This window comes from uncultured Marinobacter sp. (genome assembly GCF_947259545.1).
Taxonomy (GTDB): domain Bacteria; phylum Pseudomonadota; class Gammaproteobacteria; order Pseudomonadales; family Oleiphilaceae; genus Marinobacter.
Genome location: NZ_CAMYMK010000007.1, coordinates 390216 through 406035 on the forward strand (window position 1 = coordinate 390216; position 15820 = coordinate 406035).

At 55.3% G+C, this 15820-nt stretch carries 11 protein-coding genes; 4 read left to right on the forward strand and 7 right to left on the reverse strand.

Going from position 1 to position 15820, the window contains the following annotated elements; translation table 11 throughout:
* Positions 1 to 19: 19 nt before the first annotated feature.
* Both Q0Y21_RS09600 and Q0Y21_RS09605 read right to left on the reverse strand, forming a co-directional pair.
* Positions 20 to 418, reverse strand: a complete 399-nt coding sequence (locus tag Q0Y21_RS09600; RefSeq protein ID WP_297794328.1) for a hypothetical protein — start codon at positions 416 to 418, stop codon at positions 20 to 22.
* A gap of 167 nt (positions 419 to 585) precedes the next feature.
* The gene (locus Q0Y21_RS09605; RefSeq protein WP_297794331.1) at positions 586 to 2106 is read right to left on the reverse strand and encodes a bifunctional GNAT family N-acetyltransferase/carbon-nitrogen hydrolase family protein; all 1521 of its coding nucleotides are present in this window, start codon (positions 2104 to 2106) and stop codon (positions 586 to 588) included.
* Positions 2107 to 2255: 149 nt separating this feature from the next.
* Between Q0Y21_RS09605 and Q0Y21_RS09610 the strand changes: the two genes are divergently transcribed.
* Positions 2256 to 4142: a methyl-accepting chemotaxis protein gene (locus Q0Y21_RS09610; protein ID WP_297794334.1), complete on the forward strand. Its 1887-nt coding sequence runs from the start codon at positions 2256 to 2258 to the stop codon at positions 4140 to 4142.
* Between the two features lie 17 nt (positions 4143 to 4159).
* On the opposite strand, the gene Q0Y21_RS09615 is transcribed toward Q0Y21_RS09610, so the two are convergent.
* Entirely contained in the window at positions 4160 to 5113 is a 954-nt protein-coding gene (locus Q0Y21_RS09615) for a hypothetical protein (RefSeq protein ID WP_297794336.1), read from the reverse strand.
* Between the two features lie 217 nt (positions 5114 to 5330).
* On the opposite strand from Q0Y21_RS09615, the gene Q0Y21_RS09620 reads away from it, so the two are divergent.
* Entirely contained in the window at positions 5331 to 5882 is a 552-nt protein-coding gene (locus tag Q0Y21_RS09620) for a DUF4442 domain-containing protein (RefSeq protein ID WP_297794339.1), read from the forward strand.
* On the opposite strand, the gene recQ is transcribed toward Q0Y21_RS09620, so the two are convergent.
* Positions 5869 to 7725: a DNA helicase RecQ gene (gene recQ / locus Q0Y21_RS09625; protein WP_297794342.1), complete on the reverse strand. Its 1857-nt coding sequence runs from the start codon at positions 7723 to 7725 to the stop codon at positions 5869 to 5871. The two genes, Q0Y21_RS09620 and recQ, sit on opposite strands and share 14 nt — an antisense overlap.
* A 180-nt stretch (positions 7726 to 7905) precedes the next feature.
* On the opposite strand from recQ, the gene Q0Y21_RS09630 reads away from it, so the two are divergent.
* Positions 7906 to 9111 carry a 1-acyl-sn-glycerol-3-phosphate acyltransferase gene (locus tag Q0Y21_RS09630; RefSeq protein WP_297794344.1) on the forward strand — a complete coding sequence of 402 codons (1206 nt, stop codon included), beginning with the start codon at positions 7906 to 7908 and terminating at the stop codon, positions 9109 to 9111.
* Positions 9112 to 9119: 8 nt separating this feature from the next.
* A complete protein-coding gene (locus Q0Y21_RS09635) occupies positions 9120 to 9779 on the forward strand; it encodes an alpha/beta fold hydrolase (RefSeq protein ID WP_297794346.1) in 660 nt (219 codons plus the stop codon).
* Positions 9780 to 9795: 16 nt separating this feature from the next.
* Here the strand turns inward: Q0Y21_RS09635 and glgP are convergent, their stop codons facing one another.
* Genes glgP through glgB form a run of 3 tightly spaced genes read right to left on the reverse strand, consistent with a single transcriptional unit; the run spans position 9796 to position 15740 of the window.
* A complete protein-coding gene (gene glgP, locus Q0Y21_RS09640) occupies positions 9796 to 12360 on the reverse strand; it encodes an alpha-glucan family phosphorylase (protein ID WP_297794348.1) in 2565 nt (854 codons plus the stop codon).
* A gap of 30 nt (positions 12361 to 12390) precedes the next feature.
* Positions 12391 to 13857 carry a glycogen synthase GlgA gene (glgA, locus tag Q0Y21_RS09645; protein WP_297794351.1) on the reverse strand — a complete coding sequence of 489 codons (1467 nt, stop codon included), beginning with the start codon at positions 13855 to 13857 and terminating at the stop codon, positions 12391 to 12393.
* Positions 13854 to 15740: a 1,4-alpha-glucan branching protein GlgB gene (gene glgB / locus Q0Y21_RS09650; RefSeq protein WP_297794354.1), complete on the reverse strand. Its 1887-nt coding sequence runs from the start codon at positions 15738 to 15740 to the stop codon at positions 13854 to 13856. The genes glgA and glgB overlap by 4 nt, the downstream gene beginning before the upstream one ends.
* Positions 15741 to 15820: the final 80 nt, after the last annotated feature.

The window sequence follows — 15820 nt, forward strand, 5'->3', positions numbered from 1 at the left end:
AGGTGAGGGTGGTGCTTGATCAGGCCGTTTGCTGTAATCCAGAACCTGGCCCGGAGGAACGTCGTGATTTCAGCGACTGCTTCTTGATGACCACATCCCGGATGCGCCGCAGTTTGTCGGCCGCTGGAGAAGCATCTGAATCGCCTATTTCAATGAAATCAATTGAATAAAAGAAATTGCTACAGTGTTTTCTGCGCTCTGTGACAAGACCGGATATGCCTTCCGCCTGAATGTTTTCAAAAGGCATATCCATAATCAGGTCCAGCGTGACCGTGTCGCCCGGATTGAAAACCTTGTCCGTTTTCATGACACAGCCAAAGTTGTCCAGTTCGAACAGTGCCGCTTCAACCATTTCCTTGCGAAACAGGCCGCGTTTGATGCGAAAGCGTGCGATAAGATCCGGTAGTGCTTCGTTCATGAAAAATTGTCTCAGGTTTTCAGGGGCCAGAGTGCCATCTGACCCACATACCGTTGGTGATTGATTAAACAATAGTCACACATAGAAGATTTGGCAACGGCGTCAGCGCTATACGATAGCCCTCTCAGGCAGTTCATCAACTGTATGCCGAGTCTATCCAGGCCAAATCAGCGGGTTTTAATCTCATACATGTCGATTCGGCGGTCTTTGAGGTTGGTCACGGATCCCTCATTACGCACCAGTTTGAGTTTTTCCAGGTCCATGTCTGAAAACATGATCATCTCCGTGTTGGGTGTGGTTTCAGCCATCACCGCATCATGGGGAAACGCAAAGTCGGATGGTGAGAATACCGATGACTGGGCGTACTGGACGTCCAGGTTCTCCACCTTCGGCAGGTTGCCCACACTGCCGGTAATCACGACGTAACATTCGTTTTCGATGGCACGCGCCTGGGCACAGTGACGAACCCTCAAATAGCCATTTTTAGTGTCGGTCCAGAAGGGCACGCAGATGATATCGACATCCTGATCGGCTGCAATACGCCCGAGCTCCGGGAACTCGATGTCATAGCAGATCATGATGGCGACACGGCCGGCATCGGTATCGAATACCTGGAACTGGTTGCCGCCCTCAATCACCCAGTCCCGGCGCTCGTGCGGGGTGATGTGAATCTTTCTCTGCTCGTCAACCCGACCGTCGCGATGGCACAGGTACGACACGTTATAAACCCGGTCGTTCTCCAGCAACGGCATTGAACCGGTGACGATGTTGATGTTGTAACTCACCGCCATTTCGGACATCTCATTACGGAACTGTTCCGTGAACCCCGCCAGGAAACGAATGGCGCGGGTCTGATCCATCTGGTCCGTCAGCCCCATCAAGGGTGCATTGAAAAACTCGGGGAACAGGGCAATGTCACTCTTGTAGTCGGACAGCGCATCAACGAAGTACTCCACCTGCTTGAGGACTTCTTCCACCGAGGTGAACTCGCGCATCTGCCATTGAACAGCACCGAGGCGAACCTGGGTCTTTTTCACATCCAGCACGGGCGAGGGCGGGGTATAGAGAATGTTCCGCCATTCCAGCAATGTCGCGTATCCGAGGGACTTCTCGTCTTCCGGCAGATATTTGTGCATCAGCCGGGTGACCTGGAAATCATTGGAGAGCTGGAACGTGAGAATCGGATCGTAGATTTCTTTCCGATCCACTCGCTGAATGTACTCCGCCGGAGAGTACTGGTCAGAGTACTTGTGATAACCGGGAATCCGGCCTCCGGCAAGAATAGCGCGCAGGTTCATGGAGCGACACAGCTCCTTGCGGGCTTCATACAGCCGGCGGCCCAGTCGATAGCCGCGGTATTCCGGATGAATAAATACATCCAGCCCGTAAAGAGAATCCCCCTTGGGGTTATGCCAGATCTTTTCGTTGCGGAGAATCAGGTCGTCATAGGTATGAGGATTGCTGAAGCGCTCGTATTTCACGCACACGGTCAGCGCAACGGCAATCAACTCCCCGGAGTCTTCGATGCATATCTGGCCATCGGGGAACTGTTCAACCAGCGCCTTGATGGTGTCCTTGGGCCAGGCTCCGCCTATATCATCATAGATGCGGTCCATCAGCTGCTGAAGCTGTTCGTAATCGTCCAGGGTAAGGTTGCGGAGATTGAGATGCAGCTCTTCGTGGGCCATACAGAGAGGCTCCCGTATCAAGTGATGGAGTGGATCGACTCAGGTTTGGATCACTATACATTAAGCAATAGCGGGCATTTTACCAGAAGGCATTAAAGACTTCGCATTCGCCGCCGTAAGATAGAGTAACTTTTACCGGAGGCCTCCCTGTGCAACTGACGTTTGGTCAAAAACTGCTTACCGCTTTTGGTGTTCTGCTCATTCTGGTCATGGTGGCGTTTACGCTGTCTGGAAACCTGCGATTACAGCACACCACGGACACCTATGTTGATGCCCTCATAGACGAAGCCGTCGCGCAGAGTACGTCAGCGATAGCCGATTGGCTCAACACCCGGCTGGCAATGACCGAAGCAACGGCAGAATCCATGACGCAAATGCGCACCGACCGGCAGGCGAGGGTGCTGCTGCAATCCGCCACCTCCGGTGGGGGGTTCAAGGACGTTTACGTTGGGCGTGATGACGGTTACATGCTGATGAAAACCGAGAAGGACAATGCCGGCTTACCCTCTGATTATGATCCCAGAACCCGCCCCTGGTACCAGATTGCCATGGACCTCGGTCGTGGTTCGTTTACTGAGCCATATCGCGACGCCAGCACCGGAGACACGATCATCTCCACGCTCGCACCAGTCAAGGCTGGCCGCTACGCCGGCGTGGTGGGGGGCGACATTACACTCAAGGCGATTGAGGATTCCCTGTCCGACGTCACTTTGGCGGGCAATGGCTACGCATCCCTGATCAGCTCTGATGGCACAGTGCTGTTCCATCCCGATGAAGCGCTGATTGGCAAGGGAGTTAATGAACTGATTGGCCAACCCCTGAAACTCGATGGTACCGATCACGATTACCAGGTAGACGGTGAGAACTGGAGTGCCAGTTTTCATGCTATCAGTGGCGCCCGTGGTGTGGATTGGTATCTCGGCACATTTGTAAACCAGGACTTGATCCACGAGCCGGTCGCGGCTGCCCGGGTGACAGGTATCATCATCGCACTGGCCGGTTTGGCAATTTCACTGATTGTCCTGCATTTTGGCATTCGCGTGCTAATGGCCCCGGTCCGCCGACTGAACGGTGCGATGGAGGATATTGCCAGCGGTGATGCCGACCTGACACAGAGGCTGGACGACAGCGCCAAGGATGAATTTGGCAAGCTGGCCCGGAGCTTTAACAGGTTTGTGGCGAACATCCAGGGTGTGGTTCGTGATGTGCAGAAGGGCACCTCAGAACTCAAGGACAGTGTAACGTCTCTTCGCCAGACCGCGAGCACCAGCCGCACCAGCGTTGAAAGTCAGCAGGCAGAAGTGGACATGGTCGCCACAGCGATTAATGAAATGTCCGCGGCTGCCGGCGAGATTGCTCAGAATGCCCAGCAAACTGCCGATGCGGCCAACACGGCTGACAAGGATAGCCGTGGGTCGCTGGAAACGGTTGAGGCCTCCCGCGATGCGGTGCAGAAGCTGGCCCGGGAAATCACCTCCGCTGCGGAGGTGATCGATACCCTGGGTAAAGATGTTGGCAGTATCACCTCTGTGCTGGAGGTTATCCAGGGTATTGCCGAACAAACCAACCTGCTTGCTCTCAATGCCGCCATTGAGGCAGCGCGGGCCGGCGAAGCGGGGCGTGGCTTTGCCGTAGTCGCGGACGAGGTTCGTAACCTCGCCAGCCGAACCCAGGACAGCACTGAAGAGATCAACAACATGATTGAGCGCCTGCAGAAGGGCGCGAACAAGGCCGTTGAGGTCATGAAGGCATCGACCGCCGTCTCCAACGTCAGCATGGAGAAAGCCCAGGATGCCATGGAAGCACTGAACCGCATTGCCGAGGCGATCACCTCAATCAGTCAGATGACGACGCAAATTGCCACCGCATCCGAAGAGCAGACTTCGGTAACGGAAGAGCTGAACTCCTCCATTACGCGGATTGCGGATCAAGGTCAGGAAGCGGCCTCCGCTGCCAGTGAAAATGACGTCTACAGTAGTCAGATTGAGTCGATCGGCAATACGTTAAACCGGAACGTATCGCGGTTTCGGGTCTAGGTGCTCCTTTTCTGACACTACTGGCTCAGGAGCTGAAGCCTGCGCTGCAGGTTGTCCAGGGTCTGGCGCCCCACTGTGCGCGATTCTTCGCTCAGGAAAGGATTCCTGAGTACGATAACAGTGCGACTATCCAGCGCCAGGGTTTCAATCGCTTTTCCGTAGTAAGTCGCGAGAAACTGCGCAAAGCTACCGTCCCGGATGGCACGCTCCATTCCCAGTTGAACGCGGTGCGCCGTCAGATAATCGTAGGGAGAGGTGAAGAAATAGGATGGCATGGGATAGGCCAGCATTATTGACGGCTCAATCACCAGATCCGGGTCATTCTCAATGGCCAGATCGTACATGACTTCGCTCACGCCCCGGGCAAAACAGTCAAACCGATCATTGCGAAGCATTCGAAACAGAATCTCATAGCGGGTGTGGGTGACCACCGGAATATCATTCACCTTCAGGATATCAGTGTCGGGCCAATGAAGGCCCTGCCCGATACGGATGCCCCGGTCCCTCAGATCCTCAACCGAACGAACTCCTTCAAAGAGCGGCAGGGCCTGGGGAAGTACCACGCAGACCCGGAATCCGAGCAGGCCACCGTCAATTGGAATGGGAATGGCCAACATTTGTGACTCCCGCTCGCTGCTGCTCGCGACGTTGGCAATATCAATCAGCGTGGTGCGGCCATGGGCCAGTTCCCGAAGCACCCGCCCCTGACCCATTTCCTCACTGCGGATGATCCGGAAGTCCCCATACTCGGGCGTTTTCTTCAGGGCGAGCTCGAGCAATGCCCGGATGGCGGGACTATCGTAGTTCCGGTACCAGAGTATGTATTCCTTTAACGGAGGGGGCTGATAAGCAGCATTCCTGACCTCTGCGAGACATTGAGCTGTGCCTGCCAGGAAGCTCAAAAGTATCCCGAACAGGAACCGCAATGGGTAGGGGCTCCGTGCCGGAGGAAGGTGGGAGCTACATGCCATACAGTCTTTCTCCGTGCTTCCATGTTTCGGGAAAGTAAGTTCGCGTCCAGTTTAGATCATAAACTGAAGAAAGAGCTGTACCTAATTCTAAAAAACTGTAAAAGAATCGGGGGAAGGAATGCCCCCGCCTACATTGATTCAAGGATGCTTTTCACCTAATTTAAACCCATTGCACTCCAATAACACTAATAAAAACACCTAATCGGGGCATAGCATTATGGCGCTAATTGATAGCCTTATCAGCGCGACCGGCCAGTGGGTTTCCAGCAGTGATCCCAAGGCATCCTTCTCCAAACCCGGGGCCTGGTTGAAGAAAGCCAGCGGGTATGCCGTCGTCAACCGGATCATCGGAATGTCTATCCCGTTTGCACCGCGGAATGGGTTCAGTGTGGAGGAAATCCGCCCGGGATTCGTCAAGGCCCGGATTCGTTTGAAAGGTAACAAAAATCATTTCGGTAGCTTATACGCGGGCGCTTATTTTCTGGTGGCAGAAATCCCGGGGGGCGTGCTTACACTCTTCGACCTTGGGCCGGCCTATGTCCCTATCCTGAAAGAAATGACCCTGCAGTTCCTGCAGCCGGCCAACACTGACGTGACTGTGACTTTCGAACTGGATGCAGCCACCGTTGAGAGCGTCAAGGCGGAAGCCGATCAAACCGGCCGTGCGGCTTTCTCGCTGCAGGGCTTCCTTTACGATGACGACGGTAACCATGTCGCTACCTCCATCGCCCAGTACCGGGTTCGAAAGAAAGGATTCAGTTCCGGTTAAGATCGGCCAGTGCCTGAAGGATTATCTCACCGTACTTTTCAAGTTTTGCCGCGCCGACACCGTTCACTTCCGCCAGTTCGGATAAGGTAGTGGGGCGCCTTTCCAGCATGTCGAACAAGGTCGTGTCGTGGAATATCACGTAAGGTGGAACACCCTGTTGTTCTGCCAGAGACTTGCGGCAGGCTCTTAATGCTTCCCATCCGGCCTGGTCGGTGATCTGCTCACTGATTTTTGCCCGGGCACCGCCAGAAGCGTTACGTCCCGAGGATTTGACCGGTGCAGGATCCTTGCGCAACTGAATCGGCTCTTTGCCTTTAAGGAGTGGGCGGCACTGCTCCGTGAGCTGAAGCGAGCCATACCCCTCCGGGTCAGCTCGAAGGTAGCCGTTTGCGACCAGCTGCCGAAACACGGATTTCCATTCGTTGACCGAGAGTTCCGTACCGATGCCATAGGTCGAGACCTTGTCATGGCCAAACTGGAGAATACGTTCGTTTTCGGAGCCTCTGAGCACATCAATAAGATAAGTGACACCATAGCGCTGGCCCGTCCTGAAGACGCAGGACAAAGCCTTCTGAACGGCGACGGTGCCGTCCCAGGTGTCCGGCGGATTAAGGCAGGTATCGCAGTTGCCGCAAGCCTCTTCAAGGACATCGCCAAAGTACCGCAGCAGAACCTGCCGACGACAACTGGTGACTTCGCAAAGCCCGAGCATGGCGTCCAGTTTCTGCCGCTCGACCCGCTTGAAATGGTCATTCCCCATGGACGCTTCCAGCATTTGCCGGAGCTTGATGACATCCTGCAGGCCGTAGACCATCCAGGCGGTCGAGGGCTTGCCATCACGTCCGGCGCGACCGGTTTCCTGGTAATAGGCTTCCAGGCTCTTGGGGAGATCCAGGTGGGCAACAAACCGCACGTCAGGCTTGTCGATGCCCATGCCAAACGCGATGGTGGCCACCACAATGACGCCGTCTTCCCGTAGAAACCGTTCCTGGTTTCGAGCCCGTTCCGTGGCATTCAGGCCGGCATGATAGGGCAGAGCGGTATAGCCTTTGTCCGCCAACATACGCGCGGTGGCATCCACCTTATTGCGGGACAGGCAATAAACAATACCGCAATCGCCGTCATGTTCTGCTTTAATAAAATCCAGTAACTGTTTATTAGCATTAACTTTTGGAGAAATACGATACTGAATATTCGGGCGATCGAAACCGCTGACGAAGTGTCGGGCACTGGTCAGTGATAACCGCTCGGCGATTTCCTTGCGGGTCCGCTCATCCGCGGTCGCTGTCAGAGCGATTCGGGGCACACCGGGGAATTGCTCCGCCAGCAGACTCAGCTCCAGGTAATCGGAACGGAAATCATGGCCCCACTGGGATACACAGTGGGCTTCGTCGATGGCGAACAGCGAAATTGACGCGTTGTGCAGCAGGTCAATCGTTCGCGGCTGTATAAGTCGTTCCGGCGCGCAATAGAGCAGGTCCAGTTCGCCAGTCATCAGGGCGTTTTCGGTATCCCTGGCCTGGGCAAAATCCATGGTGGAATTCAGGAACGCCGCCCGCACCCCCAACTCATTCAGTGCGGCTACCTGATCCTGCATCAATGCGATCAACGGGGAAATCACCACCGCCGTACCCGGACGCACCAGTGCCGGAACCTGATAGCACAGGGATTTACCGCCACCGGTTGGCATCAATACAAGGGCATCACCACCATTGACCACTTCGTGGATAATGTCTCCCTGAAGCGGCCGGAAGGTTTCATACCCGAAAACCTCATGCAGGACCTGTTCAGGGTCTTTCCGGGAGAGGGTTGGGCGTTCTGTGCTCAGTTGTTCAAAGTCCATGGATGCCGCTGCCGGGGTACAGGAATGGTCGGTGTCAGGTTATTCGAGGGTCGAAATCATACCAGATTAGCGGGCACAGTAGAGGCAAAACCCCCGGATAAACGCTACAATACCGCGATTTTTAACGTCATCACCACAGAACTTCGGACCTTGACTGACACTGAAAACAACAGGAACTCCATGCAGGAATTTGATGCCATCCGTCCCTATGCGGACGAAGAAACCGGTTCTGCCATCAAGCGTCTGGTGAGTGATCCGGAATTTCTGGACATGATCGCCCGTTTCAAATCTCCCACGCTGGCACGCTGGGCTCCGGGCGTGCTGCGCCTATGGGTTAAACGCTGGCTCGTCAGGAACTTTGGCCATTTGAACCGAGTTGATGACCTGCAAGCCACGGTTTCCGAGTATGTCGGGGATTTGGTTGAGCACACAACCACCCGCGTGACTCAGAGTGGTCTGGAGCATCTCGATAAACATACAGCACACCTTTTTATTTCCAACCATCGGGACATCGTGTTTGACCCTATGGTGGTAAACCACCTGCTGTTCGCTAACGGCTTCAACACCACACGCATCGCGATTGGGGACAACCTGCTCGCCAATCGGGTATTTGCCGAGATGATGCGCCTGAACAAGAGTTTTGTCGTTCGCCGGAATATTACCAGCCCGCGGGAAATGCGGGACGCCTATATCACGCTCTCGAGCTTTATCAATCACAGCATTGATACCAATCACAGTATCTGGATTGCCCAGCGGGAAGGTCGGGCGAAGGACGGCCTGGATTTCACCGACCCGGCCATTATCAAGATGTTCTATATGAGCAAGAAAAAGAGTGGGCTGGGTTTCGCTGAAGCGATGAATCGCCTGCATATCGTGCCGGTGTCCATTGCTTATGAATACGACCCCTGCGACGCAGACAAGGCACGCGAGCTCGAAACCCGGGCCCGGACCGGAAGCTATACCAAGGCGTCGGGCGAAGATACCGAGCAGATCATGAAAGGGCTGACGGGCTTCAAGGGCCATGTGCATGTGCATTTTGGCGCCCCGATTGCGGACTCCCCGGATAACGCCAGGGATCTCGCAGCGAAAATCGACCGTGAAATGCATGCGAACTACCACTTGCATGCCTCCAATCTGGTGGCTTACCGACAAAGGGGAATTCATCCGGACGCCCACGCCGTGCCAGAAACGGTGAGCGATTCGGTGGTAACGGCGGAAACCTGGTCACCGGCTGAACTTGAAGCTGCCGAAGCGGAAATGGAACGAAGGCTGGACAGCTGCGACGCGGCGATTCGCCCCTACCTGCTGGACATGTACGCAAACCCGGTTGTGACAGCGTTGCAGGCAAACGATCCCGACGAAAACACACTTGGCACCCACGATTGAGGTAATTTGTGCAGGAACTTGAGTATATCGAACTTGAAACCAACCCCAACCCGACGGCTGCGGTGATCTGGCTACACGGACTGGGAGCCAGCGGTCACGATTTTGAGCCGATAGTCCCAGAGCTCGGACTGCCCGCGGATGCGGCGGTGCGATTTGTGTTTCCCCACGCACCGGTCATGCCCGTTACCGTAAACGGCGGCATGAGCATGCCCGCCTGGTACGACATAAAAGCCATGGACATCGACCGGGTGGTCGACACAGAGCAGCTTAAAGCGTCTGCCGACGCGGTTGCCCAATTGATAGAGCGTGAGATCGGGCGTGGAATTTCCTCCGAGAACATCATCATTGCCGGCTTTTCCCAGGGTGGGGCGGTGGCGTATGAGCTCGGCCTGAGTTACCCGAAACGTCTTGCCGGTATCCTGGCGCTTTCTACCTATTTTGCAACGGCCGATACCGTTGAGCTATCCAGTGCGAACCGGACCATTCCCATCAATGTCTATCATGGCACCTTTGATCCAATGGTCCCGGAAGCACTGGGCCAGCGGAGTATCGAGCAACTTGATGCCAAGGGATACCAGCCCCGATACGAAACCTACCCGATGGAGCACAGCGTTTGCCTGGAAGAAGTTCAGAGCATTGGTCGCTTCATTCGCCGGCACGTGCTTTAAGCTCGGATAGAGCCACTCAAAGCCAGATCATGGCACCCATCTCCAGGGGATGGGTCAGTCCCTCATGGAAGGGGTACATCCGGATCTTCAGAGACTGAAGTCCCGGATAGGGCGGCAGTATGCTTGCCGAAAAGAGCGTGCCGCCGCCTGCCTCTTCATCGGATCCCGGTACATACTCCAGCAGAATGCGATCAGAACCGGTGCATTCGTGGGTGCCAGTGCATTCCGGTGTCACCAGACATTCCACGCGCACATCTTCCGGCTTCAAGCCATTGAGTTGCGCCCTCACTGTGAGATTTATCTCCTCATCATGCAAACACTCTCCGACCATGTGCTGAAGGGCCTGTAAACTCACGCCCTCCCAATCACGGCGAATTCTTTCTTTCCATTCCGCCAGCTCCGTTGCCAGTTGATTGTTGTTGGCAGCGAGCTTTTTGCCCTGAGTGCAGGCAGGTTGGTAATAGCGTTCGACATAGTCCATAACCATGCGCTGACTGTTGAATCGGGGAGTAATGGATTTCATGGAGGCTTTCGAGCGTTGCACCCAGCCCTTGGAATAGCCCTGGGAGGCTCGGTTGTAATATAACGGGATGACCTCAAACTCCAGCAGATCAAGCAGATCCCGTGCCTCCTCCCGGTTCCGGAACTCCGCATCAAGGTCGGAACTGCGTGGGTTAATAGTCCAACCGTTTTTGCCGTTGTAGCCTTCCCCCCACCAGCCATCCAGAACGCTCAGATTCAGGGCGCCATTCAGGGCTGCTTTTTCGCCAGAGGTTCCACTGGCTTCTTTGGGATATTCTGGCGTATTCAGCCAGACATCCACACCACTGAGCAGCCGGCGCGCCATTGCCTGATCGTAGTCTTCCAGCAGGATGATGTGCCCCATCAAGGCCGGCTGCATTGCCAGGTCGTGGATAACCCGAATCATTTGTTGGCCTGGCTTGTCTTTCGGGTGGGCTTTGCCTGCAAAAACCAGTACAACCGGACGTTCGGTGTCTGTCAGGAGCCGCTCCAGGCGGTCCAGGTCAGAAAAAATCAGTGTCGCTCGCTTATAAGTGGCGAAACGGCGTGCAAATCCGATGACCATGGTGTCTTTTTCCGGTGACACCAGGTGCCGTGTCATACGTGCGGTCGCCGAGTGGCCGGTACCGTTACGGCGGTGTTGGCGCCTTAGGCATCTCACGATGTATTCGCCCATCTGCTGCTTCAGGGCTTTGTGAACACTCCAGTAATGGTAGTCGGGAATCTTGTCGACAAACTCCCAGAAATCGGGGTTTCGAAGCTCGCTCTTCCATGTGGGGGCCTGAATATCGAACAGGCTGGACCATTCGGGTGCCAGGAAGGTAGGAACGTGAACACCGTTGGTGATGTAGCCGATCGGATTATCTTCAGGGGGCACCTGGGGCCAGATTTCACCCTCCATTTTTGAAGCAACGTTCCCATGAATCCGGCTGACACCATTATGGAAGCGCGAACCGCGCAATCCGAGGCTGGTCATATTGAAGGAATCGCCAGAGTTCTTTGAGCCAAGCCTGAACACGGTGTCAAAATCCAGGCCGGCCTCTGCAAGGTATTCCCCCAAACTGTGCTGGACCAGCTCTCGGGAAAAAATGTCATGGCCCGCCGGCACCGGCGTGTGAGTGGTGAACAGAGTGGATCCGGCGTTCAGCTCGAGAGCAGCATCAAACCGGAGGCCCGAGGCCATTGCCTTACAGCAGCGCTCAAGGATCAGAAAAGCCGCATGGCCTTCGTTGATATGCCAGACGGTGGGCGAGAGTCCAAGCGCCTCCAGCACCCGGACACCACCAATTCCCAACAGCATTTCCTGGCTGATTCGGGTGGTCTCATCTCCGCCGTAAAGCTGTAGTGTGAGCTCCCGGTCTTCCGGACTGTTCTCCTCAACATGGGTGTCCAGAAGATAAAGTCGAATGTGCCCCACGCGGGCTTCCCAGACTTTGGCGTATACCTGACGGCCAGGGAAGGGCACAGACACCAGCAACGGAACCTCTCCGCTTTCTACCATCGAAATCGGGAGTTCATCACTGAAATGGGATTCATAGCGGGCTACTTGCTGACCCTGGGCATTGATTGTCTGGATAAAATAGCCCTGCTGATAAAGCAGACCCACCGCAACAAACGGTAAACCCAGATCACTGGCCGCTTTACAGTGATCACCAGCGAGAATCCCCAGACCACCCGAGTAAATCGGAAAGCTTTCGTGAAAACCGAATTCGGCACAAAAATAAGCGACCAGCGCGGTTTCCGGATCGAGTTGAGTGGTTACCTCCGGCCCCGGCTCAGTTTCCAGATAGGCATCGTAGGTACTCAGAATTCGGCGGTATTCTGAGAGAAATGCCCGATCTTCGGCAGCCTCTTCGAGCCGATCCTGTGCCACGCGCCGAAGAAACAGTTTCGGATTATGGGCCACTTTCTGCCATAGACGCAGATCAATGCGCGCAAACAGGCTGCGAACGCCGTGGTCCCAGCTATAAAACAAATCGTTCGCCAATTCCTCCAGACGCCCGAGGGCTTCCGGAATACAGGGCCGGGCTTCCAGCTTGAATTCAGTTGGATTGTGCATGTTCATTGCCTCCTACGAAGGCTTTTCCTGTCAGTTCTGAATAATGCTCTGTCGGTCGGACAGAATCTGACGGTAAATAGCGATATATTCCTCGGCGCGAACCTGCCAGGAATAATCTCCGGTCATACCTTTACGCTGAAGCTGCTGCCGGTATTTCGGCCGGCCAAGGCAATCGAGTGCCCGTTCAATCGCCGCCTGCAGCGCCAGCGGCTCCGGCCTATCGAAAGCAAAGCCGTTAGCCTGTTTAACCGGGACATTCTGTGAATCGAATACCGAATCCCTTAGCCCCCCAACGCGGTGCACAATCGGGAGAGTTCCGTACCGCAGGCTGTACATCTGATTCAGACCACAGGGCTCATAACGGGAGGGCATAACAAAAAGATCAGCACCGGCGGTAATGCGATGGGCGAGGGCTTCGTCGTACCCCAGAGTGACCGATAGGCTGCGGGGGTACTGTTTTGCAAGTTCCAGTGCCGCTTGCTCATACTCCTGAAGCCCGGAGCCCAGAATCACACACTGACAGCCTTTATCGAGAAAATCTGGCAGCACACTGAGCAGTAGATCTATGCCTTTTTGCTCGACAAACCGACCAATAAAACCGAGCAATGGAGCCTCGCTGTTCGCCTCCAGTTTGACCTGGTGCTGAAGATCCATGCGGCATTGTCGCTTGTCGACAAGGTGATCGACGTCATAGTGATGATCAAGGTACGGATCGGATTCCGGGTTCCACTGATGGGTATCGATACCGTTGAGAATTCCGGTCAGGACGTGTTCACGATGGCGTAGCAGGCCGTCAAGGCCGCAGCCAAGTTGCGGGCTCAGGATTTCATCCGCGTAACCGGGACTGACCGTCGTCAGATGGTCACTGAATACCAACCCGCCTTTAATAAACGACAGTTGGCCATGAAATTCCAACTTGTCAAAGCGCCACAGGGAATCCGGTAATCCCAGAGCCCGGAACGTTTCGTGGGAGAAGAGGCCCTGATAGGAAAGATTATGGATGGTGAATACCGTCGCCGGACGTTTATGGCCGCTATTCATCAACACGGGCACCAGCCCGGTTTGCCAGTCATTGCAGTGAACCACATCCGGAATCCAGTTCAGTCCCGCCTGACCAAGCCCCATCATTGCCGCCACCCGGGCGAACAGGTAATACCGATGGGCGTTATCCCACCAGTCGCTACCTTCCTCGTTCTGATAGGGGTTGCCGGGACGGTCAAAGAGAGGCGCGCAATCCACAAGCCACAACATCACCGGTGAGCCGGGTAGTTGTGTCTGCCAGAGCGTTACCGGGTGGACACCGATTCTCAGCTGCGCCTTTCGCACGGAACCGTTGGATTTTGCGGCGGCCATTGCAGCCGGATAACCGGGCAGCAGAATGTGCACATCCTGATCCTGCTGACACAGGGCCTCGGGTAAGCTGGCAGAAACATCCGCAAGCCCGCCCGTCTTGATAACGGGATATACTTCGCTGGTAACGAACAACACCCGGATCATGGCTTGCGCTCCAGCACGATGGCCCCCAACGGTGGTAGTGTCAGGCTGACCGAATGAGGTCTGTCCATCCATGGCTGCTCATCGGCTGTCACAGGCAGGGGATTGCCCAGATTACTTCCGCCGTAATAGGTGGAGTCCGAATTCAATCGCTCCTGCCACTGCCCACCACAAGGTACTCCGATGCGATAGTTAAAGCGGGGCACCGGAGTAAAGTTGATGATAACGACAATAAACCGGTCTTCGGCCTTTCTCAGATAGCTGATCACCGACTGGGGCGAATCGTGGCAGTCGATCCACTCAAAACCATCCGGGCGATAATTGGCCCGGTGGAGGGCAGCCTGCTCCTTTAACAGGTGGTTCAGGTCCCTGACCAGATGCTGCAGCCCACGATGCGCGTCCTGTTCCAGGAGGCTCCAGTCGAGTTCGCGCTTTTCACTCCACTCCCGGCGCTGGCCGAATTCCCCACCCATGAACAGCAGTTTGGCACCGGGGTAGGTGTAGAGGTAAGTGAACAGAAGCCGCAGATTGGCCCGCTGCTGCCAGTCATCGCCAGGCATTTTATTCAGCAGGCTGCCTTTCTCATGTACCACCTCATCATGTGACAGTGGCAACAGAAAGCGCTCGTTGAAAGCGTAGATCAACCCGAAGGTCAGTTTGTCGTGATGAAACTGCCGGTAAACAGGATCCTGGCTAAGGTAATCCAGCGTATCGTGCATCCACCCCATGTTCCATTTAAGGCAGAAATCCAAACCTCCGACCGATGCCGGCCGGGTCACTTGCGGCCAGGATGTGGACTCCTCAGCAATGATCAGTGCGCCGGGATAACGCTCACGGCATACCTGGTTCAGTTCCCGTAAAAATTCGATGGCTTCCAGGTTTTCATGGCCACCGTGGATGTTCGGAAGCCAGTTGCCCTCAGTTCGCGAGTAGTTCAGGTACAGCATGGATGCGACCGCATCCACCCGCAGCCCATCTATGTGAAAGGTGTCCAGCCAGAACAGTGCACTGCCAATGAGGAAATTGCGCACCTCGTGTCGGCCGTAATTATAAATCAGCGTGCCCCAATCCTGATGTTCACCCTGGCGGGGGTCCTCGTGTTCATACAGAGCCGAACCGTCAAAGCGCGCCAGGGCATGTTCGTCGCGCGGGAAATGGCCAGGTACCCAGTCCAGTATTACCCCGATGTTATTGCGATGACAGCAATCCACGAAGTATCGGAAGTCATCGGGACTGCCAAACCGGCTGGTCGGCGCATAGTAGCCCGTAGTCTGATAGCCCCAGGATTCATCCAGTGGATGCTCGGTCACCGGTAGCAGCTCAATGTGGGTAAACCCCAGATCCCGGACATAGGGCACCAGTTGCTCTGCCAGCTCCCGATAATTCAACCAGCGACCGGAACCATGCAGGCGCCAGGAACCGACATGAACCTCATACACCGATAAAGGCTGCTCTTGCCAGTTCAAGCGGCTGCGATTGAACATCCAATCCCCATCGCCCCAACTGAAATGACTGCGTCGGGTGACAACAGCCGCCGTCGCCGGGCGGGGCTCGAACGCCTGGCCGTAGGGATCGGTTTTCACCAGCACGGCACCACTGGCGGAAGTGATAGAGAACTTATAGAGCCCACCCTCTGGTACATCCGGAACAAACAGTTCCCAGACTCCGCTTTGCCCGTGCCTATCCATTATATTGGCGCTGGGGTCCCAACTGTTAAAGTCGCCAACCACACTGACGGCAGTCGCGGCGGGCGCCCAGACGGCAAAGCGAACGCCTTCTGTGCCTTTCTTTCGGCACAGGTGAGCACCCATCACATTGTATATGTGCCAGTGCTTCCCCTGACCGAAGAGGTGCAAATCAAACTCACTGAGGCTTGGGTTCTCCATAATCCAACCTGTTCGCTCCTGAAACAGAACCACTCCATTGGACGCCAATCAGGCTGACCAAATAATGACCTATGACAAGT

What these genes read in the sequence shown, in the direction of transcription:
- Q0Y21_RS09600 (WP_297794328.1), bottom strand. Translation starts at nt 418, where the DNA reads ATGAACGAAGCACTACCGGATCTTATCGCACGCTTTCGCATCAAACGC.
- Q0Y21_RS09605 (WP_297794331.1), bottom strand. Translation starts at nt 2,106, where the DNA reads ATGGCCCACGAAGAGCTGCATCTCAATCTCCGCAACCTTACCCTGGAC.
- Q0Y21_RS09615 (WP_297794336.1), bottom strand. Translation starts at nt 5,113, where the DNA reads ATGGCATGTAGCTCCCACCTTCCTCCGGCACGGAGCCCCTACCCATTG.
- Q0Y21_RS09620 (WP_297794339.1), top strand. Translation starts at nt 5,331, where the DNA reads ATGGCGCTAATTGATAGCCTTATCAGCGCGACCGGCCAGTGGGTTTCC.
- recQ (WP_297794342.1), bottom strand. Translation starts at nt 7,725, where the DNA reads ATGGACTTTGAACAACTGAGCACAGAACGCCCAACCCTCTCCCGGAAA.
- Q0Y21_RS09630 (WP_297794344.1), top strand. Translation starts at nt 7,906, where the DNA reads ATGCAGGAATTTGATGCCATCCGTCCCTATGCGGACGAAGAAACCGGT.
- glgP (WP_297794348.1), bottom strand. Translation starts at nt 12,360, where the DNA reads ATGCACAATCCAACTGAATTCAAGCTGGAAGCCCGGCCCTGTATTCCG.
- glgA (WP_297794351.1), bottom strand. Translation starts at nt 13,857, where the DNA reads ATGATCCGGGTGTTGTTCGTTACCAGCGAAGTATATCCCGTTATCAAG.
- glgB (WP_297794354.1), bottom strand. Translation starts at nt 15,740, where the DNA reads ATGGAGAACCCAAGCCTCAGTGAGTTTGATTTGCACCTCTTCGGTCAG.